Raw genomic sequence first — 20,190 nt, 5'->3', positions numbered from 1 at the left:
GCCGGGGCAGGGAGTGGTCGGCTACCGCGCCTCGCCGGAGGCCACCGTCGCGACCGGATGGGTATCAACCGGCCGCATGCGCGTTCACCTCCCGCACTGTGGGGTCCGGGTCGTCCAGATCGAGGACGACGTCGGCTAGCTGGTCCAATACCGTGCTCTGGTGACTGATGACCAGGAGTGCGGGCCCGTTGCGGCGTAGCCGGTCGAGCAGGTCGATCACTGTCTGCTGGGACTTCGCGTCGAGTGAGGCGGTGATCTCGTCACAGATCAGGACCTGTGGGTCGGCGGCCAGGGCGCGGGCGAGAGCCACCCGCTGCTGTTGCCCGCCGGAGAGTTCACCGGGCCGGCGAGAGGCCAGGTCCGGGTCCAGGCCGACCTGGGTCAGCAGGCGGGTCACCTCGAGCTCGGCTGTAGCGGAACCCATTCCGCGTAGCAGGGTCAATGGCCGGCGGATCTGGGCGCCGACGCGGTGCGCCGGGTTTAACGCGCTGGCGGGGTTCTGCGGGATCAATTGCACTGCGCGACGCTGCGGTCGCGTGCGTTCGTCTATGCGGGGCGGCAGGACTGTTCCGCCCAGTCGGATGGTCCCGCCGGCTGCCGGGTGCAGGCCGGTCACCGCCCGGGCCATGGTGGTCTTACCCGCTCCGGAAACCCCGGTGAGCGCGAGGCAGGAACCGGGCACCAGGTCGAAGGAGATACCGTCGACGACCGTCCGCGACCGGTACGCGACCGTGAGCGCTTCCACCCGCAGAATCGGCTCCTGGTCGCAGAGCTGCGGTTTCCGCATCGTGACCGCCGGTGCCCGGCTGTCGGAGCCGTGTATCGGCCGGTACGACATCACCCGGCCGGCGTCCAGTTCGAGCACATCCTCGACGAGCGGTGTGATGCCGGGTAGATCGTGTGTGACGATTACGAATGCGGTGGCCGCGTCCCGGCGTACCGCGCCCAGCATCCCGACGAGATCGGCGCGGGCACGCCGGTCGAGTCCGGTCGTGGGCTCGTCCAGGACCACCACCGCGGGATCGCCGATCATCGCCATGGCCAACAGGACTCGCTGCTGCTGGCCCCCGGACAACTCGTGCGGGAACCGGCGTCGGAACGCGCGGTCGGTGGGCAAGCCCACGCGGCGCAGGGCGGCTGTCACCTCGTCGCCGGTCCCTTTGACACCGCTCGCCCGGATGATCTCGGCGATCGAGGTGCCGATCCGCAGCGCCGGGTTGAGCCCGGTTGCCGGATCCTGCGGGACGAACCCGACCGACCGCTGGTGTCTCCCGCTCCGGCCGATGGTGGCCGTGCCCGAGGCCCACAGTCCGGGCGGCAGCGCGCCGAGCATGGCCGAGACGAAGGTCGTTTTCCCAGCCCCGGACGGTCCGATGACCGCGAGCCCTCGCCCCGGGGCCAAGCGCACGGAAACATCCTCGAGCAGCAGACGCCCGGCGTCGGTTCGGACGGTGAGCTGCTCGGTCCGCAATCCTTCTCCGGCGTCCGGTGCCGGTGTGGCCGTGGCGTTCCGGCGGCGGGGTGGAGCGAGTACCCGGTCGCTGAGCATATTGACCGAGACCACCAGCACCATGATCAGCAACGCCGGGGCGAGTACGGACCACGGTTGCGTACCGAATCCCGGGCGATTCTCGGTGACCATCAGCGCCCAGTCCGGCGCCGGCGGGCGCAGGCCGAGTCCGAGGAAACCACCCACCGCCACGATCGAGATAACCCCGGACAGCCGCACCCCGGCGTCCGCCAGTAGCAACCCGCGCAGGTTCGGCAGGATCTCGACCACGGCGATCCGCCACAGCGGTTCACCCCGGGCCCGGGCCGACTCCACATAGCCCGTACTCGCGATATCGTGCACCGCGGTGCGGACGATCCGCGCGATCCACGGCACCGCGGCCAGCGCGGAGGTCAGCAATACGGCCGGCGCCCCCGGCCCGAGCGCGGTGGCCGTCACCGCCAGCACCAGGAACCACGGGATGATCACGATCGCGTCCACCGGCCGCATGATCCATGGATCCGCGCGTGGCCGCAGGCCTGCCGACAGACCCAGTGCCAGGCCCAGCGCGTAGGCGCTGATCAGCGATATCGCCGAGATGGCGACCAGCGACCAGCCGCCGTGCAATAGGCGGGACAGAACATCACGGCCCACGACATCGGTACCGAGCAGATGCCCCGGACCCGGTGAACGGTACGGTCGCGCGACCGAGGCCGTGGGCGAATACGGGGCGAAGAACGGTCCGAGCGCGACCACACCCAGAATCCCGAGGAGAACCAGCGCCCACCCGGTCTTCCTCACCATCACCACGCCCCCACCAGTGTCCGAGCCCGCGGGCTGATCAGTAGGGCGAGCAGGTCCGCGAGCACATAGACGGCGATCCCGAATGCCGCCAGCAGCACCGCGGCGGACTGGACGAACGGGTAGTCCCGCACCGAGATCGCGATCAGCAGTTCCTTGGATACACCGGGATAGGAGAAGAGGGTTTCCACGACCGCGATACCGCCGATCAGGCCCACCACCGACCCGGCGAGCGGATGGATCGAGGCGGATACGGCGTTGGGTGCGATATGCCGCCACGCCAATCGGAACCCGCCGACTCCGTTCAGACGTGCGGTGCGGATGTATTCGGTGGCCATGACCTCGGCGGTCTGCGCCCGCACGATCCGCGCGGGATGCGGTGACAGGCCCAGCAGCAGACATACCACCGGCAGCACCAGGACCTCGGGACGTTCCCAGACACCGCTACCGGCGGGTACCAGGGAAACCGCGGGCAGCAGGCGCAGCGATAGCGCGGCGGTCGCCACCAGCAGGACACCGGTGATGAACGGCGGCACCGATTCGACGGCGAGCGCGCCGGCGCTGACGATGCGATCGGTCCGCGATCCGGGGCGGGCGCCGGCCAGCAGTCCGAGTCCCAGCGCGAATGGAATCAGCAGCACGATGGTCAGCGCAGCCAGCGCGCCGCTGTTGCTCAGCCGGTCGAACAGCACCTCGGCGACCGGACGACCCGAGATCAGCGAATCACCGAGGTCGCCGCGCAGAAAACCGGCGACCCATTCGGCGAACCGGACCGGCGCCGGCCGATCCAACCCGAGCTCCGCGCGCAACGCCGCCAGCTGTTCCGGGGACGGATCGCCCGCACCCTGCCGCGACAGCATGACGACCGCCGCATCCGAATCCAGCAGTTCGAACAGACCGAAGACCAGCACGGCGACCATGGCCAGGACGCCCACCCCGGCACCGACACGGCCGACGAAATACCGCAGCACGCGTCACTCCTGCGAAGTCAGCCAGGTGGTGGCGTAGTTCGCCCAATCGTCGGTGCCCGGGACCCCGGCGCGCATCCCGCCCACCGTGTTACGGGCGGCGTCGGGCCGTTTGGCGAAGCTGTGCAGGATGAGACCGCCCTCCCGCCACAGCTCGTCCTGTAGTTCGAAGTACAGTTCGCGGCGCCGGTCGGGGTTCATGGCGGCTCGGGCCCGGGCGAATTTCGCGTCCCACGCGGGCCGCCGCCAGGCCGTGCTGTTGCTCGGCGAGCTACTGGTACCGGTCTGCCCGTAGAAATAGTCGAGGCTGTAGTTCCACCAACCCACATGGGTCAGCGCCCGTTTACCGGAGACCTGGGAGAAGTAGGTATCGGCGGGGGCGGATTCGAGCCTGATGGTGATCCCCGCGGCCTTGGCCTGCTCGGCGTAGAGGGTCGCCGACTCCACCATTCCCGGCGTGGCATCGGCGGTGACGAGGGTGACCTCGAGGTTTTCCTTCCCGGCGGCCCGCAGCAGTTCCCGGGCACGTTGCGGGTCGTAGCTGCGCTGCGGCAGGGTGTCGTTGTAGTACGGCGCCCCTTTCCCGTAGAGATCGTTGCCGACCTCGCCGTACCCGTAGTAGACGGCATCGACCATCGCCTCCCGGTCCACGGCCAGCCGCATCGCCTGCCGGACCCGCACATCGTCGAACGGAGCCAGATCGGTGCGCATCTGGAGACACCCCATCAGCCCTTCGGGCGGAACGTACACCGTCGCGGCGGGGTCGTTCTCCAGGCTCCGGGCCTGCAGGTAGCTCATTTCGTGCACCACTTCGCCCTCACCGGAGAGGAAGGCGTTCATCCGGGCCTCGGTCTCGGCGATCTGGATGATCTCGACCTCGTCCAGCAGCGCGGGTCCGTCCCGATAACGGTCGTTGCGGCGCAGCAGCGTGCGGTCGCCCGGGGACCAGTGGGCCAGCGCGAACGGCCCGGTGCCCACCGGCAGAGTCCGCTGGTCGAACTCCGTGGTGCCGTCCTTGACAACGTAGCAATACCATCCCGCGAGCACCGACCCGAAATCCGCGATGGGTGTTTTCATGCCGACGAGAATGTCGAGCTCACCGTCCGCCTTGGTGCGCGCCATATCGACCATCGCCAGGTCACCGGCCGAGGCCCGCGCCGGATCGAGCATCCGCTCGAAGCTCCACAATACATCGCGGGAGGTCAGCGGAGTGCCGTCGCTGAACACCACACCCGGCCGCAAACCGATCCGCCAGACGCTGCCGTCGGCATTCGGTTCCAGTGCCCGGGCCAGGCGGTACCGCAGGGTGAGGTCGTTGTTGTAGGCGACCAGCTTGTCCCAGACGTTCTTCGATACCGCGCCGCCGGCCGAACTGCCCGCCTCGTGCGGGTCCAGCACGTCGGAGGTCGCCGACCGCCCTGCGATCAGCGAGCGCAGTCTGCCACCCTGCTGCGGTGGACCGGACGCGGGCCCGGAAGGTCCGGTGCCCGTACCACAGCCGGTGAGCAGTGGGAGGCCGACCGCGGTGAGCCCGAACATGCCGGCCGCGCCGGCCAGCAGTCGTCGGCGGCCGAGCACAGGCCGGCCGGTTGTGGAGTTGTTCATCGCCATCCTCGTGGGGTGTCACCCGGTAGTGCAGGCGCAGGTGTCCTGGCTCCCGGATCAACACATCCCCGCCGGCCTTCCAACCTGGGTAGGTCGTGGCCACATATGGCGGATCGCTCCCCGGTGACAGTTGCGGGACAGCCCCGGATTCGCACCGGTGTTCCCTGCACCTCGGATGACGTTACCGGGTACTTATCCGGCTCGGGGCACGCCGGCCCAGAGAACCCAACGCGATCGCCTGCCGACGCGGATTCCGGGTGGTGCCGCCTCCGGGTGTGGCGCTCAGCCGCAGGATGGCCGCAGGATGACCAGCGTCACGGCTATACCCGCGGTGATCAGGGCGACGGACCTGATCACAGCTACCGCAGAGTGCGATATACCGGCGACCGCACCGGCCAGCAACATCGTGGTGATCAAAGCCAGGATCAGGGTGCCCCGGTCGGTGGTCGCCGGCCAGGAATCTCGGCTGCGCGCGCGGGATACCGCGGCCCATGACCGACCGGATCGGGCCGATATCGGTGTCGACAGCGCTGCGTATCGAGCCATAGCCGAGCCTTCCGCGCGTCCGCCCCTCGTCGGGTAGACCTACCGGCTCACTCCGACCAAGCGCCGAGCTGCACGTCCAAACCACTTCGCCTGAACCGATCCTAACCCCCGCGCGGAGCGGTGCACACCGGTTCTTACGCGGCCCGCGTGCGGGTGGTATCAGCGAGTCCGGTGTTCGTGTGCGGTGAGCAGCAGGTGGTCGAAGCGGGTGCGGGTCTGCACCGCCACGCCACCGAACTCGGTGAGGCCGGTGACGAGGTTCTCGGCCAGGACCCGCAGCTTGGTGTTGGTTTCCTGTGACCGCCACACCAGCACATCGAATGCTTTCTCGGGCGGGATCGCATACATCGCCATCACCGCGCCCTTGGCCTGTTCGATCACCGAGCGTGCTTCGACGATCTCGGGCATCGTCTCGTCGATCACCTGGGTGCGGATGCTGGCCGCGGTGTCGGAGACATCGATGTAGAAGCCCATGGTGCCGATCGAGGCACCGGACCCGTCACGCATCTGATCGCTCACCACCAGGACATGGTGCTCGGCGCCGTCGACGTCGAGGATGCGGTGCCGGGAACAGTAGGGCCGACCGGCGTCCACGACCGCCGACAGCACGTCGGCGACCTGATCCCGATCATCGGGGTGTTTATGTTTCAACAGCAACTCGATGGTGGGGTCGACCTCGCCGGGGCCATACCCGTGCAAGGCAGCGACCTCGTCGGACCACTCCCAGCGCTGCCCGTCGGCATAGAACCAGAAACCCCCCACACGCTGCGGGGCGGGATTGGGGTTCGGCTGGTCGGTCATAGCGTCTTCTCGATCACCGGCCCAGTATTGTCACTACCCCGAGCAGCCGAGCACGCGGCCTGTGCAAGGCCGACCACAGCAGAGGACTCCGTCGGTGGCCGGAGCTACCGGGTTGTCAGCCCTGTAGCGCCTCCTCGACGCTGTGATAGAGCGCGAGAAACTCCTCCAGCCCGGTGACCTCGAGCGGACGAACCACGGGCCGGTTGTGGTCGACGGCGATCCGCAACGGCTGCCGACGGTTCTCGGCAGCCCTGGCGGCTTTGAGTATGGCGCTGAGGCCGTGGCCGCCGAGAAATTCCACAGTGGTCAGATCCAGGACGCAGAATCCACCGCGGGTGCGGTCCAACCCCGAACTCACCGCTTCCACCAACCGATGGGCGGTCGTGTGATCGACCTTCCCACCTACCGCCACGACCGCGACCTCGCCGACCATCCGATGCGCGATCTCCACCTGGGAAACCGGCGCCGCATCGTCGTCTTCAGTCACCCTTCAAATCTTATCCCTCAAACGACCAGACTGGACAGCCTCACCGGAGTGGTCGAAGATCCCCGCCGCAGACCCACCACCTACATCGATTACGCCCCGAGTAGTGATCCACCGCCGCGTACTCGCGGACCTGGTCGCCCAAGGCCTCACCACCGACCCCATGGCGAGGAAGATCTTCCCGGCGACACCGCCCGCGAAGAACGACCATCGGCAGCGGGTCCATCCAGGACAGCCCCGCACCGCGCCGCGGGTTTCTTTGATTTCCAGGGCATCCGCCCGGGGCCGGCGGCTGTCAAGGTTTATCCGATCCATGAAGGGCTAGTCCGGACAGGCCGGAGGGGGTTGAACAGACAGCTCCCTCCGGCCTGGCCGTCCTACCACGCCGCCGACAGCGGGTCCGGACGTCGAGAGCGGGATACCGGACGCGTCACTGGTTGAGCGATGCGGTGTCGGGGCTGTCCTGTCGGGGGTGGAGGATCCACTGCTGGTAGGTCTGGTGTCGGAATTGGTAGGCGGTGGCGTTGACGCGGAGCAGGCCACTGTTACGGGCCCAGTCGAGGAAGGCAGCAGGGCGGTCCGGGAAGTCTGCGGTGAACTTGAACACAAGCACGGCCAGGAAGAACCGTCCACTGGCGAGCCCGAACCCGGATCCGACCGCGAGGCCGACCGCGAACCCGACCGCCAGCCCGACCGCGGGCCCGAGCGCGAACCCGAGCGCGAACCCGAACGCGAACCCGAACGCGGCACCGTGGAAGAGCGCTGATTGCAGATCGTTGAGAATCAGCCGCCGTTCATCGATCCCCATAGCCAGCCGATCCTCGGCAGTGGTGCTGAGCCCGCCCACGAACCCGAACATCAGCCCGGACGCGAGCCCGAGCATGAGCCCGACCGTGACCCCGAGCATGAGCCCGACCGTGACTCCGATCGGGATCCCGGCCTTGAACCCCATTACGAACCCGCCGCGCCATCGGGAGCGGGTGGGCACTTTCCACGCAATGCTGTCCGCTGCGGGAGTTCTCTGAGCCTCGGATATGAGCCCGAACGTGATCCCGAACGCGGCCCCGGCCTTCAGCCCGAACGTGATCCCGAACGCGGCCCCGGCCGGGAGACCGAGCGCAAGCCCGGTTGTGAGTGTGATGGCCAGGGCGTGGAGGAGTCGGATGTGGGCCGTGCCGGCGATTTCCCAGATTTCGTCGAGGCGGATGGCGGTGCCGTTGCGCCCGGTGTCGCGGCGGTGTTCGAGATGCCGAGCAAGGGTGCGCAGCCATTTCTCGACATTGTCGGGGGTGTAGTCGCGAAAGCGCTCGGTGTCGTCGGTGCCGGCGATCGCCGCGGGGATCTGGGCGGCGAATAGCCTGTCGCGCACGGCCTCGGGGGTAGGGCAGTCGAGCAGTGCGGCAGCGGTGGCCGGGTCGCGGTGCAGGGTGTGGGCGGTCAGGCCGAGCATCCACGGGTTGCGCAGAGTCACGGCCAGAGGGCTGTCGGCGCGCTCGGGATCGGCGTGTTCGCGCAGGTGGGTATTGATCTTATCCCATGCGGGATGGGTGGCGCCGATCCGGTGCTGATAGCTGGTGAGGTAGTCGGCGGGCTGACCACCGGAAAGCGGGGCGAGGGTGACCGTGACCGCGCCATGCAAGCCGTTATCGCTCCCGGCCTGTTCGAGGTGGTCGAATTCGATGCTCCGGCACAGCACCACCACGGGGCGGTGTGCCCATTCGCGTTCGTTGAGCCGGTCCAGCAGCGCTCGGGCGCGTTTCCCGTCGGTGGTCTCGTCGTCCATTTCGTCGAGGCCGTCGAGCAGGGGCAGGATCATCCCGGCCCTGACCATCTCGGCGCCCAGGATGCTCGGCAGCTGGTGGTCGAGCTTCAGGCGGCTCACCAGCCAAGTGGAGAACTCCTGTCCACCGTCCCATCCGGCGGTGTTGAGCCGCACCGGTACCGGTTCGGCGGCACGGCGGGACTCGGGGTCGAGTTCGCGGCGGCGTTGGATCAGACCACCGACGAGGTAAGTGGCGGCCACTGTCTTGCCGGCGCCCGGATCGCCGAGCACGACCATGCGCCGCGGTTGGTCGAGCAGGTCGAAGTAGTGGGAGATGTCATCGACCTCGGCCGAGTCGATCACCTCCCCGGGCTGCGCGTGGTCGGCAGCGGTGAACGTCACGGGCATGAACGAGCCCGGCTTCGCGCGCAGCTCCTGCTGCAGCTTGTCCTCGGCCCTGCCCACCGCCGAAGCGAGGTCGTCGGCGCGCTGCGCCAACGCACGCGAGTGCTTCTCCGGCCGCCAGCGCCGATAGAGCCATACCGCAGGTCTGATCAATCCTGGAAGCACGCGTACAGCTGCGGTCTCCATCCCGGTCACCCGTAACAGCTTGCCACCGAGCCGATTCCGATACACCACAGTCGGTCCGACAGCCAACGATCTTCGGCGATGTCGGCCATACCGTCCTTCTCCGGCCGAGGCGATGACACCAGGAGGTCGCACGCCGCTCCGACAACTATCGTCCGTGGTGGCCCCGCTGGATCCGATCGCTCGCCGGACGAAACGCGTCGAACCGACCGAAAACCAGTACACAGCGGCATACGATTCCCGCATATTCCGATGTTGTGACTCACGCGTACAGTCTGTCGGGCCGACCAGCTCGACAGGCTTGGCCGTACCACATGGGCCGATCGGTCTGCGCATGCCCAGGCCGACCGTCGATTGCGGGATCAGCGATCACGTATGGACGGATCGAACTGCTGACCGGCCCGCTGGAGTTGTCCGTTATCGATCAGGAGGTTCCCTTTGCCCAATCGTGCTCGACTCTTCGCGATCTCGACGATCGCACTACTCACCACCGCGACGGTGGCATCGACCGCAGGCCCCGCCGACGCCGAGGTGCTGGACGAACTGACAGCAGTCGACAACACCGAATATCTCGTCCGGAGTGCGGACCATGATGCGACGGTGTTCTTCCGCACCCCGGACGGACGCCACTGCGCGATTTATCTCGACGGATTGTCCGGATGCGACGCCGTGCCGGCCGATGCGCCCGCAGGCACGAATCAGGTACTCGTTTCCGGCGACGAAACGGCCCGGTACGTCACCTCCGATTCGCCCACGTTCACGTATCCGGGCGGAGCAAAAGTCCTGCCGGAGGGGCGTAAGACCTCCCTGGGTTACACCACCTGCGGCGTCGGCTTCCAAGGCACGGTCACCTGCGAAATCCTCGAACACGGGTTCACCATCGCCGGAAACTACGGAGTCCTGCACTGAGACAGCGAACCCGGCCGGTACCGGGCCACTCTCAACTGCTCTCGGTGCGGGCGGTGAACGGTGTGGGGCGCACCGACCGCGATCGGCCGGGCAGCCCGGTCGATGGCATCTACATGCGTGGCCGCAGGCGGCCGTTCGAAGGGACCGTCATGGCGACTCCGAGTTCTACGCGGGGAACACTTCCAGAGGTGCGCCGTCGAACGAGAGGGACAGATGGCCGGTCCGGCCCGTGGGGTCCTCGACGTAGATACCGACCACGGGTCCGGCATCGACCGGTGCGATCAGTTCGAAACCGATTCCGAGATGTTCGACTTCTCCCTGTTCCAGGCGCACCGTGGCCGGTGCGCCCGCCAGTACGGCGGCCATGGTCGTGAGGTCGATATCGGCCAGGTCGATCGGTCGACCCTCGGCGTAGCTGGGTACCGGTACACCCACCTCGTCGAACCCGCCCGCGGTGAAACGAAAGTTCCGGGGTCTGCCGTTGTCCAGCCGCTGGACCAGCAGGAAGTCCGGGTAGACCGTGGCCGTATCGACGATCGTATCGCCGAATTCTCGGCGATAGGCGTCTATGAAGAACCCCAGCCCCTCGGTGGTGAGTAGATTCGGCAGCGGCGGGGACTCCGGTTCGCGGTGGGTGACGGTGACGGCAGCGGGTGCCGGATCGTCGCGCGCGATGACACCGACCCCGATTCCGAGCACGGCGGCCGCGGCAAGTACCGCGACCGGGAGCTTCCAGCGCCGCCACCGGTGGTTGTCCCTGAGCACCGGGGCATCTGCCGGGTTGCCGGGAGTCTGGAGGTCACGGATGAGGGCGCTCAGGTCGGAGGTGAATTTCGCCCGCATCGCCGACCGGGTGCGGGCGGTGTGCTCGTCGGTGCGCAGTTGTCCGTCCGCGAGCGCCGCGTCCAGGATTGCGCAGACCTCGACGCGATCACGGTCGCGCGCCCTGACCTGCTCTTTCCTCGCCATTACCCGATCCTCATCCCTCGAACGACCAGACCCGCAGCACATCGCCGGCCGGACCGACCAGTAGCCGCCCGCTCTCGTCGAACGAATTGCGGACATAAATACTGAGCGCGGGCATTCCGTCGTATGGAGGGAAGGTGTGGATCTCATAACCCATATGGGTGACCACGCCGTCGGGGACCCGCACGATCGCCGGGGCATCGACCAGCACGCGACCGATCACCTCGGTGTTCAGAGCCCCCAGGTCCACGGTCGGAGTGCCGGCCGTGCGGGTGGTCGGATCGTCGGACTGCCGGAAACCGCCCCGATAGTCGTAGGCGAGCAGCCGGTTCGGCTGCCCGGGGACGGCCCGCTTCACATCACCGTGCTCGGGATGCAGCCACACTTCGTCGGCCACCGTATCGCCGAAACGCGCCCGGTACTCGGTGATGAACTGGGCCAGTCCCGCACCGGTGACCAGATCCGGCGGGGTGAAGACCAGAGGCTCGAGCTCCTCCGGCGCCGGGGCCGGCGCGGGCACCGGGGCCGCGGCGGGCGGCGGTTGCGTCGCTACAGCGGACTCGGCTTCGCGGCCGACGAGCGTGTACGCGCCGAACGCCACCGCCAGCGCGGCGGCGGTGAGGACGGCGAAGTAACGACCGGAGCGAGCGCCACCGGCCGGGTGGGACTCGACAGGAGTATGCGGCGGAGCCTGGAGGTCGGCGGTGATATCGGTGAGATCACCCAGGGTGATGGCCTCGGTGAGCAGCTCCGCGGCCGCGCGATACTCGTCCTCGGTCAGCTGGCCCTCGGCGTAGGCCCGGTCCAGTAGTTCGGCGGTGGCCCGGCGGTCGGCGGTACGCGCCCGGATGCCCGGCGGATAACCACGCGGCGCCGACCGCGCTACAGGAGGTCCGGCAGTGGACGAGCCCTGGAGGTCGGCCACCAATCCGGCGAGTTCACCGAGCGTTTTCGCGGCACGGCACCGGGCAATACGGTCGTGGTATTCCGTCGCGCCCAGCTGGCCCTCGGCATAGGCCGCGTCCAGCCGGGCCGCTGTTTCGACACGGTCGACATCGCGTGCACGAAAACGACCCGACCCTGCTGTTGACACCGGCGAATTCTACGTCGCGCACTCCTGGCATGAAAAGATTCGTTGTGTCGAAAGGACAGCTGGCAATAGTGCAGACAGGAGTCGTCGCCGGCTATCACGTTTCCCGCGAGTTTCCCTCCGTCGGTGTCTACCGCGACTGACCGCTCCCCCGACGCCATCACCGCATTCGAAGGCACGTCCGGCGTTGCCGGGGCGATCTCCTGCTGGCGGTACTGCCACAACGAACGTCCGCAACCCGCATCGTTCGGGGACGGCCATGGGAGTGCAGGACGGTTCACCGTCCCCTTTGCGAAGCGGCCGCCGTCCCATCGAGCTGCGCGAGCGTCAGCGGATGGCGTGGCGGTTTGTCCGAAATCGTCGTCACCTGGATGCGGTTATGGCCGTCGACGTGCAGTAACTCTCCCGACGCCAACGATCGCCACCCCGGATCCTCGTCCGTGCGCTCGCTGGCCACGACCACCGCGGGAAAAGCTGCCAACTCGGCGCTACGGGTACGGATTCCCGCTCGGCCCGCGTGATCGAGGTGGCGTCCGCCGTGCGGTCCGCCTGCCGCGCGCTCCAGCACGAACAGGTCGTGGGTGTCCGGATAGCGCAGCGCCCACAGACCGGAGTCGGTGGTCAATACCATATTCAGGGCATAGACGGGCACCTGGTCCGCGAGCCAGCGGACGGCATCGGCGATGCCCGCCGTGACGTCGCCGTCGTGCCGATCGGTGCGCTGTGTGATGAGCGCGAAGAACCGTTCGGAGTCGGTATCGCCGTGCACAAGATCGCCGTAGTCACCGAGCTCTGCATCCAGTTCGTCGAGGCCTTGCAGCACACCGTTGTGGGCGAACAGCCGGCCGTGTTGTTCGAAGGGGTGGGTATTGCGTACTTCCAGACCGCCGGTAGACGCGTAGCGGATATGCGCCACGAACGTCGCCGATTCCCGTTCCCGCGCCTCACGGGCGAACTGCCTATCCTCGTACGCGGCGATCGGTTGCTTCTCCACCCGCGTGGACCCGTCCGCGGTGAAGGTGCCCAGCCCGACACCATCGGGCATGCGCCGACTCTGTTCCGAGAGGCTGTCCGGCGCGTCCAGCAACCAGAATGTGGCTCGTACCCGCCGCGGTGCGGCCGACAATCCGAACAAACGACACATGGCGCTTCCTGATCGGGCGTCGTCCGAGTGGGGCAGGTCGCCGGTCAGCTTACGCCGGGAATGTATTCGGCACCGCTCCGACATCGCCGACTCGGCTGAGCCGCAGGAGTACATCGAGCCAGCTGCGAGCAGCATCTTCGGTTGGTTCCGGCCCCGTGGCCGGCGACATGGCTTCGACCCGAATGCCGAAGCACGGCCCCTGCCCGCGCTGGAGGTGGGCACTGCGGCCGCATGGCGTTCCTGGCCCTGACTTGCGGGCCGGCCGCGCACAATGCCTCCCCGGCCGCGCCGATCCAGCGGAAGTGGCTGGCTCTCGGATCCGTCGCCATCGCCCCAGCCAATAGTGATTCCGGACGGCACGATCGTGCATATCGCGATGCCTGCCGCTCAGCTCGACCTACAATTCGGCGACCTCGGCCGCAGTGGATCATCACTGCCTACACACTCGCTTTACTTCTCCACCTTCATGCTCCACGAACTGGTCCCCTCATCGACCGCTGGCGTAAGCGATACACCACCGAACAGCCCTCCCCTAATGCATCACCGTGACGGGCAGGCGGGAGCAGCGGCCCCGTACCGCAGGAACGAATGACCGGGGCGGTGGCCGCGCGGTTTGCGTTTCCAGCGGTCTATACGGCATCTTTACGGTAGGAGAGCCGGGAAGTCTGGTCGGCGTACCTGGTCCGAGCATGGGCCGGGGTCGATGCCGACGGAAGATGACACGCGCTGATGAGTTCACCCCGACCCCGCCCCTCGTTGTTCGCTCGGGGTTCCTGGCCGGAGACCCGGCGGATCACCGCGATCCTGCGCACCGAGACCGCCGGGGGTGCGTTGCTGATCGTCGCAGCGGCCCTCGGTCTCATCTGGGCCAATACCCCCTGGTCGAACGCATACGAGGCGCTGCGTGCCTTCGAGGTCGGCCCGGCCGGCCTGCACCTGAGGCTCTCGCTGGAGACATGGGCCGCCGACGGGCTGCTGGCGGTGTTCTTCTTCGTCGTCGGCCTGGAACTCAAACGCGAGTTCGTGGCCGGAGACCTGCGCGACCCCCGCCGCGCGGCACTGCCGGTGGTGGCAGCCGTCGGCGGGATGGTCGGCCCGGCTCTGATCTTCCTCGCGTTCAATCTCGGCAACGGCGATGCCCTACAGGGCTGGGCGGTGCCCACCGCAACCGATATCGCCTTCGCCCTGGCCGTCCTCGCGGTGGTCAGTTCACATCTGCCCACCGCGTTACGAACATTCTTGCTCACCCTCGCGGTAGTCGACGACCTCCTCGCGGTGACGGTGATCGCGATCTTCTACACCGACGAACTGCATCTTCCCTACCTGGCACTGGCCGTGCTCCCCCTCGCCGCGTTCACCTTCGCGGTCCAGCGCGGGGTCCATTCGGTGTGGGTGCTGATACCACTGGCGGCAGCGACCTGGTGGCTGGTGCATCAATCCGGGATACACGCCACCGTCGCCGGTGTACTTCTGGGTTTCGCCGTGCCCGTTCTCACCTCCCGTTCCGGTGCCGCCGCCCCGTCGGCGCACGACCCGGGGGTGGCCGAGGTGTTCGAGCACCGGATACGACCGTTCACCGCCGGCTTCGCGGTCCCGGTATTCGCGTTCTTCGCCGCCGGGGTCACCGTCGGAGGGCTCAGCGGAATGGTCGATTCGCTCAGCGACCGGGTCACGCTCGGCATCGTCGTGGGCCTGGTGGCGGGCAAGGCTCTCGGGATTCTGCTCACGACCTTCCTGACTGCGAAGCTCACCCGCGCCGAACTGGACTCAGATCTGAGCTGGATCGATGTCACAGGAGTGGCGTTGCTCGGCGGAATCGGGTTCACGGTGTCGCTGCTGATCGGAGAGCTGGCATTCGCTGGTCAGCCGCTTCGGGAAGACCATGTCCGCATCGGGGTCCTCGTCGGCACCCTGACCGCCGCACTGCTGGCCACGCTCGTGCTGCGGGCACGCAACCGCGTCTACCGCCGCATCGCCGAAGAGGAAACCAGAGACGACGACCACGACGGCATCCCCGACGTCTACCAGAAGAGATCCTGAGGAGCCGAACATCCCCTCGATACCCGCGGCATACCGAGAAAGGCGCCGGCGAATGGTTTCGGTTTACGTCAACGCACCCAGTGGTGAGGTGATCGAGCTCTGGTGCACCGAGCGATTACAGAACTGGGACGTGGCCCACCGGCAGTGGAGCATCACGACGTCGGCGGGCCCCACTCGCATTGTGGCGCTCGGCGAGGAGCACGATCGTGGGGCCACTGTTGTGCTGATCCCGGGGACGAACATGAACACCGCGGTCGCACTACCCTTCCTGGCGCAGTTGGCGGCGCGGTATCGGGTCCTCGCTCTGGATGTTCCGGGCCAGCCCGGTCTCAGCGCGCCGGAGCGGCCGCGCCGAGACCGGATGGCCTGGTACGGGCGGTGGCTCGGTGAGGTGCTGGAGCAGACCGTACCCGAGACGGCCGTGTTGCTCGGGCATTCACTCGGCGGTGCGATCGCCTTGGCCTGCCCGTCGCGGCGGGTAGCCGGCCGGGTACTGATAGCGCCGGCCGGGCTTGCCCGCCTGGCGGTACCGCCCCGCCTGCTCGCGGCAACCGTCAGCTGGCTTGCCGCCCCGTCCCGAGACCACACGATCCGCCTTCTGCAATTGATGACAGGCCCTACCCGAGGTGTCGCACCGCATCTGGTCGATTGGATGCCCCTGGTCGCCCGCTATTGCCGCACCACACTGGCGCCGGCCCCACTGGCCCCGCGCTACTCGACAGCTGCCGCTCGACACCCTGCCTGGTGGCCACCAACGCCGATGACATCTTCTTACCGCCCCGTCATCTCGAACGCGCCGTCCATGACCGGCTCGGAACCCATCTGCGCATACTGCCGGACTGCGGACACCTGGCCCTCGGCGACGATCCGGCCGGAGTCGTGAACCTCGTCGACGAGTTGTCCGGGCACATCTGACGCCGGGCCTCGGTGCAGTCGCGAGTCACCGCACACTTGTGTCCGGGCAGCGGCGGTGTACACAGAAGAGGTAGGCCCCGGCGCCTGTCTCGCGCGCCGGGGCCTACCACTACCGCGAATGTCACGGTGAGACCGTGGCCGGCTCCGACGTAGAAGTGGAGACAGGGCGGCGACCGAAATACAGCAGGCCGGCGGCGAGTGCGCCCACGAAAAGCGCGAGCATCCCGGCGAGCAACCATCCGACCCCGAAATTGGCGATGATCGGAATAACGCCCGCGGTCACCAGTCCACCACCGAAGAAGGGCTCCATGATCAGCTGCTTGTAGCCGAAGGCCTGGTAGGCCGGTGTCTTCAGATCCGGGTCCACCACTCGCAGCAGAATCAGACCGGTGGAAGTCACGCCCATAGCCTGACCGACGTCGGCGATACCGCGTTCGAACCAGAAGTCGGGCAGCATCCGCCGGGCGAGGAACACGAACGCACCCACTGTCCAGACCAGACCGGTGACCGCGAGCAGGATGAACGGGCCCATATTCGCCGCGATCGCTGTCAGCGACAAGGTACCCAGCGCGGCGATGACCAGCACATCGAGACTGAAACCCTGCAACCGCTCGATCATCTGCACGTCGACGATCTCCTCGCGGTCGAACGCCTGGATCAAGGCCTGCACGATGATGCCGCCGATCATCGCGATCGGGAACAGCGGCACATGCGCGAACAGTTCCAGGCTGTCGGCCCACAGTTTCTGCTCGACCCACTGCAGTCCGCTCAGCATGAGCCAGCCGATCAACACCGCCACTGCCAGCAACCCGAAGTGCAGGGTAAGGGGTTCGATCGAGGACGGGTTGACGGTCAGCGTGCCCGCGGAACGGCGGCGCTCTTTTTCCACCAGCCCCGCTCGCTCGGCCACCGACGGGGTGGCGTCGGTGCGCAACTCGGTGGTCTTACCGCTGCGCACACCCCAGTTGATCAACGCGATCCCGCAGACGATCCCCGACAGGATCCCGACCGTGGCCAGACCGAGCGCAAGGTCCTGCCCCTCGGGGAAGTCGAACTCTTCGAACGTTCCGGCCATCCCCGCCGCGGTACCGTGACCGCCCTCGAAGCCGATCTCGATCAAGGTGCCCGCCATCGCGGGCAACCCGAACACCGGGCCCAGCACCAGAATCGCCAGCAGCAACCCGAACACGTACTGGCCGCTGGCCACTGTGATACCGAAGGTGATCTGCGGACCCGCCACCCGGAACGCCTCGCGCGGCGAGGGCAGCTTGTGTCCCATCAGCAGACCGGCGAACACCAGCGAGATCAACAGTCCGGGCAGGGTTTTCCACACATCGATGATCTCCGGCGTCATCAGGCCCGATTCAGCGAATCGATCGGTACCGAACAGCGAAGCGATCCGGCCGAATACATCCGGCCCGATCAACAGTGCCAGCGCGCCACCGATGATCGAACTCGGAATGAACAGCTTCTGCGCAAGCTTCCACTTCACTCGAATGATCTTCGCGATCAACATCATCACGCCCAGCAACAGCAGTGCGAACCCGATAACTTCCGGTGACATACTCACCTACTTCCGTCGTAGCGAACCGCCGGCACCCGGCGACAACAGGCAATGAATGCGACAAACACCCCAAAAATATGCCGTTGAATGACGGTACGATAGACAATGGCCCGGTACTTTGTAAATCCTCCTCCCTCACGGGAATACACGAACGCCCGAAGAAGTGGTGGCAGCACGGCCGGGAACCGGGGTTGCGCTCGAGCGCCCGGTACGGCATCTTTACCTGTGGTGCGCCGGGAAGTCTGGTCGGCAATCCGGCCCGGAGCGGGTCGGGCGAATTCGACCACGGGAGCGCTCCTGCACGGTGACAACACTTTCGCCGATCACCTCCATTCACTCTCTGCGGGTACCGCGATTGCGGTCATGCCTGCGCGCACGGTGGAAGAGGTTGCGCAGGCGCCCGATAAGACCTGAGCCGGGGCTCGCATCAGCTGACGCGTGCGCAGCACCTGGGAAGCGATGCCGACCAAGGTCTCGGCGACCGGAGCGGGAAGAACGGAAGAAACAGACACGGGTACCTCGATCCCGAGTAGCAGGCAACGGGGTCACAGAGTCTCCAGCCCCGCACGGTAGATCGACAGCACTTCGGCACCCCCGGTCGCATTCCCGCCTCCATGAAGATCGACACCGAGGACAGCGCCGATATGCGGGCAGTAGCAACACCGCCAGGTCGTTGATCAGCAGGCAAGCGGCACGGGCAGCCGGGTCGCCGCGACGCAAGGATCAGGCTTGCGACGGCAAGATACTCACCGTCGGTGCGGTTGCCATACCGCCGTGGCCATTTGTGAAACGCGGGTCGTCATGCACATCCGGTTCCCATAGGCGAGAATGATCGAGCCATCGGCGAATGGCCGGTGACACACGACCGTAGTGCGTGCCGGCCATGGTCTGTATCGATGAGGCGGTTGTTTTCTTATGGGCGATGTGCTCAGCAGCGCCAGTGACTTCATCTGGGGTCCCTGGCTACTGATTCCCCTGCTCCTGCTGACCGGATTGTATTTGACGGTCTTGCTGCGGGGGCTGCAATTCCGGCGGTTCGTACTCGCGTTCCGGCTGGGTTTTGTCGAACGCACCGATACCGACGCCGAAGGCGATATCTCGCACTATCAGGCACTGTCCACCGCGCTTGCGGCCACTGTCGGCGTCGGCAATATCGCCGGTGTGGCCACCGCGATCTCCTTGGGCGGACCCGGTGCGGTGTTCTGGATGTGGCTGACCGGCCTGGTCGGTATGGCCACCAAATACAGCGAAGCGTTCCTCGGTGTCCGTTTCCGACGCACCGACGCCGCCGGTAGGCAGGCCGGCGGGCCGATGCATTATCTGCGGCGCGGTATCAAGGGGCCGCTCGGGATGTTCCTCGGTGGTTTCTTCGCAGTGGCCGGCGTCATCGCCTCGTTCGGTATCGGCAATATGACCCAGGCGAATACAGTGGCGCTCAATGTCGCGTCGGAATGGGGCCTGCCCACCTGGCTCACCGGGCTGATCATCACCGCTCTGGCCGCGGCGGTCATCCTGGGTGGAATCAAGGGAATCGGCCGGGTGGCCAGCATCTTCGTGCCGGTGATGATCGTGCTGTACATCCTGGGCGCCCTCGCGGTTCTGATCCTGCGGTTCGACGATCTACCCGCCGCCGTCGGTGAAATCCTCACCGATGCCTTCACCGGAACGGCGGCCACCGGTGGTTTCGTGGGCGCCGGCGTTGCCGCGGCCATTCAGTACGGTGTGGCGCGGGGGATCTTCTCCAACGAATCCGGCCTCGGCACCGGCGGTATCGCTGCCGCCGCGGCCTCGACCACCCACCCAGTACGCCAAGCGCTGGTATCGATGACCCAGACCTTCATCGACACCCTTGTCGTGGTCTCCTTCACCGGCCTGGTGATCGTGGTCACCGGAGTGTGGAAATCCGATGCCGCTGCAGCGACCTTCACCGCCGCAGCGTTCGCCGACGCCCTGCCGGGTACTTGGGGCAGCGTCATCGTGACCGTCAGCATCATCTTCTTCGCCTTCTCGACGGTCCTGGGGTGGTCCTACTACGGCGACCGGTGTATCGAATTCCTGTTCGGCAACACGCTGGTGCTGCCGTACCGAATCCTGTTCATCGCGGTCGTCTACGTGGGCGCCACCACCGAGCTGACCACAGTCTGGACATTCTCCGATGTCGCCAACGGCCTGATGGCATTGCCGAACCTCATCGGCCTCCTGATCCTGTCACCACTGGTATACCGCGAGACCAAAGCATATTTCGAACGAAAGGACCCGGTTCCCTACGGTCCGGCAACCGAAGGCCTCCGGACGATGTGAGCACGACCCGGCTCCGGCCCAACCACCGCGAAACGCTCCGCGTTCTGGATGATGCTCACCCTGTCCGGGCCGGTAAAGAGCGGGTCACGCGACCGTGCACCATCGAGATTGGGCACGTCGAGCTCGCCGAGCCGGTCTCGCCGGCGTGGCGCGCAGTCGTCCGGGAGAACACCATCGCGAGCTGGTTCGCGCAGAGATGTGGCCGGAGGGAACAGAC

General features: G+C 66.9%; 15 protein-coding genes and 1 riboswitch. Of the genes, 4 read left to right on the top strand and 11 right to left on the bottom strand.

What is annotated here, in order from left to right; genetic code table 11:
* Positions 1-64 precede the first annotated feature (64 nt).
* From NGR01S_RS11530 to NGR01S_RS32820, 7 genes are all read right to left on the bottom strand, one after another.
* Positions 65-2,293: an ABC transporter ATP-binding protein/permease gene (locus tag NGR01S_RS11530; RefSeq protein ID WP_157107209.1), complete on the bottom strand. Its 2,229-nt coding sequence runs from the start codon at positions 2,291-2,293 to the stop codon at positions 65-67.
* Entirely contained in the window at positions 2,293-3,261 is a 969-nt protein-coding gene (locus NGR01S_RS11525) for an ABC transporter permease (protein ID WP_063036167.1), read from the bottom strand. The genes NGR01S_RS11530 and NGR01S_RS11525 overlap by 1 nt, the downstream gene beginning before the upstream one ends.
* Positions 3,262-3,264: 3 nt before the next feature.
* Entirely contained in the window at positions 3,265-4,863 is a 1,599-nt protein-coding gene (locus NGR01S_RS11520; protein ID WP_063036333.1) for an ABC transporter substrate-binding protein, read from the bottom strand.
* 21 nt (positions 4,864-4,884) lie between these two features.
* Positions 4,885-5,074, bottom strand: a riboswitch (cobalamin riboswitch).
* 71 nt (positions 5,075-5,145) lie between these two features.
* The gene (locus NGR01S_RS11515; protein ID WP_063036166.1) at positions 5,146-5,409 is read right to left on the bottom strand and encodes a hypothetical protein; all 264 of its coding nucleotides are present in this window, start codon (positions 5,407-5,409) and stop codon (positions 5,146-5,148) included.
* A gap of 159 nt (positions 5,410-5,568) precedes the next feature.
* Complete coding sequence (locus tag NGR01S_RS11510) at positions 5,569-6,210, bottom strand: PAS and ANTAR domain-containing protein (protein WP_063036165.1); 642 nt, start codon at positions 6,208-6,210, stop codon at positions 5,569-5,571.
* A gap of 115 nt (positions 6,211-6,325) precedes the next feature.
* Entirely contained in the window at positions 6,326-6,697 is a 372-nt protein-coding gene (locus NGR01S_RS11505) for an anti-sigma factor antagonist (protein WP_063036164.1), read from the bottom strand.
* A 427-nt stretch (positions 6,698-7,124) separates the two neighbouring features.
* Positions 7,125-9,047 (bottom strand): NACHT domain-containing protein, encoded by a 1,923-nt coding sequence (locus NGR01S_RS32820; RefSeq protein ID WP_169811897.1) that lies wholly within the window; start codon positions 9,045-9,047, stop codon positions 7,125-7,127.
* Between the two features lie 435 nt (positions 9,048-9,482).
* On the opposite strand from NGR01S_RS32820, the gene NGR01S_RS11495 reads away from it, so the two are divergent.
* Entirely contained in the window at positions 9,483-9,953 is a 471-nt protein-coding gene (locus tag NGR01S_RS11495) for a hypothetical protein (RefSeq protein ID WP_063036162.1), read from the top strand.
* Positions 9,954-10,118: 165 nt separating this feature from the next.
* Here the strand turns inward: NGR01S_RS11495 and NGR01S_RS11490 are convergent, their stop codons facing one another.
* From NGR01S_RS11490 to NGR01S_RS11480, 3 genes are all read right to left on the bottom strand, one after another.
* Complete coding sequence (locus tag NGR01S_RS11490; RefSeq protein WP_063036161.1) at positions 10,119-10,922, bottom strand: DUF1707 SHOCT-like domain-containing protein; 804 nt, start codon at positions 10,920-10,922, stop codon at positions 10,119-10,121.
* 10 nt (positions 10,923-10,932) lie between these two features.
* Positions 10,933-12,012 carry a DUF1707 SHOCT-like domain-containing protein gene (locus NGR01S_RS31505; protein WP_063036160.1) on the bottom strand — a complete coding sequence of 360 codons (1,080 nt, stop codon included), beginning with the start codon at positions 12,010-12,012 and terminating at the stop codon, positions 10,933-10,935.
* Between the two features lie 274 nt (positions 12,013-12,286).
* Positions 12,287-13,153: a class II glutamine amidotransferase gene (locus NGR01S_RS11480; protein ID WP_063036159.1), complete on the bottom strand. Its 867-nt coding sequence runs from the start codon at positions 13,151-13,153 to the stop codon at positions 12,287-12,289.
* Between the two features lie 729 nt (positions 13,154-13,882).
* Here NGR01S_RS11480 and nhaA point away from each other — a divergent pair.
* Together nhaA and NGR01S_RS30175 are read left to right on the top strand one after the other, a co-directional pair.
* Positions 13,883-15,193, top strand: a complete 1,311-nt coding sequence (nhaA, locus tag NGR01S_RS11475; RefSeq protein WP_063036158.1) for a Na+/H+ antiporter NhaA — start codon at positions 13,883-13,885, stop codon at positions 15,191-15,193.
* Between the two features lie 52 nt (positions 15,194-15,245).
* Positions 15,246-16,076 (top strand): alpha/beta fold hydrolase, encoded by an 831-nt coding sequence (locus tag NGR01S_RS30175; protein WP_084480674.1) that lies wholly within the window; start codon positions 15,246-15,248, stop codon positions 16,074-16,076.
* 153 nt (positions 16,077-16,229) lie between these two features.
* Here NGR01S_RS30175 and NGR01S_RS11470 read toward each other — a convergent pair whose 3' ends face one another.
* On the bottom strand, positions 16,230-17,672 hold the full coding sequence (locus tag NGR01S_RS11470) for a sodium/glutamate symporter (RefSeq protein ID WP_063036157.1): 1,443 nt from the start codon (positions 17,670-17,672) through the stop codon (positions 16,230-16,232).
* A 915-nt stretch (positions 17,673-18,587) separates the two neighbouring features.
* On the opposite strand from NGR01S_RS11470, the gene NGR01S_RS11465 reads away from it, so the two are divergent.
* Entirely contained in the window at positions 18,588-19,973 is a 1,386-nt protein-coding gene (locus NGR01S_RS11465) for an alanine/glycine:cation symporter family protein (protein WP_063036156.1), read from the top strand.
* Positions 19,974-20,190: the final 217 nt, after the last annotated feature.

Source organism: Nocardia grenadensis NBRC 108939 (assembly GCF_001613445.1).
GTDB classification, from domain to species: Bacteria; Actinomycetota; Actinomycetes; order Mycobacteriales; family Mycobacteriaceae; genus Nocardia; species Nocardia grenadensis.
The sequence above is the reverse complement of the archived record's forward strand: the minus strand, read 5'-3'. Positions and strand labels throughout refer to the sequence as shown.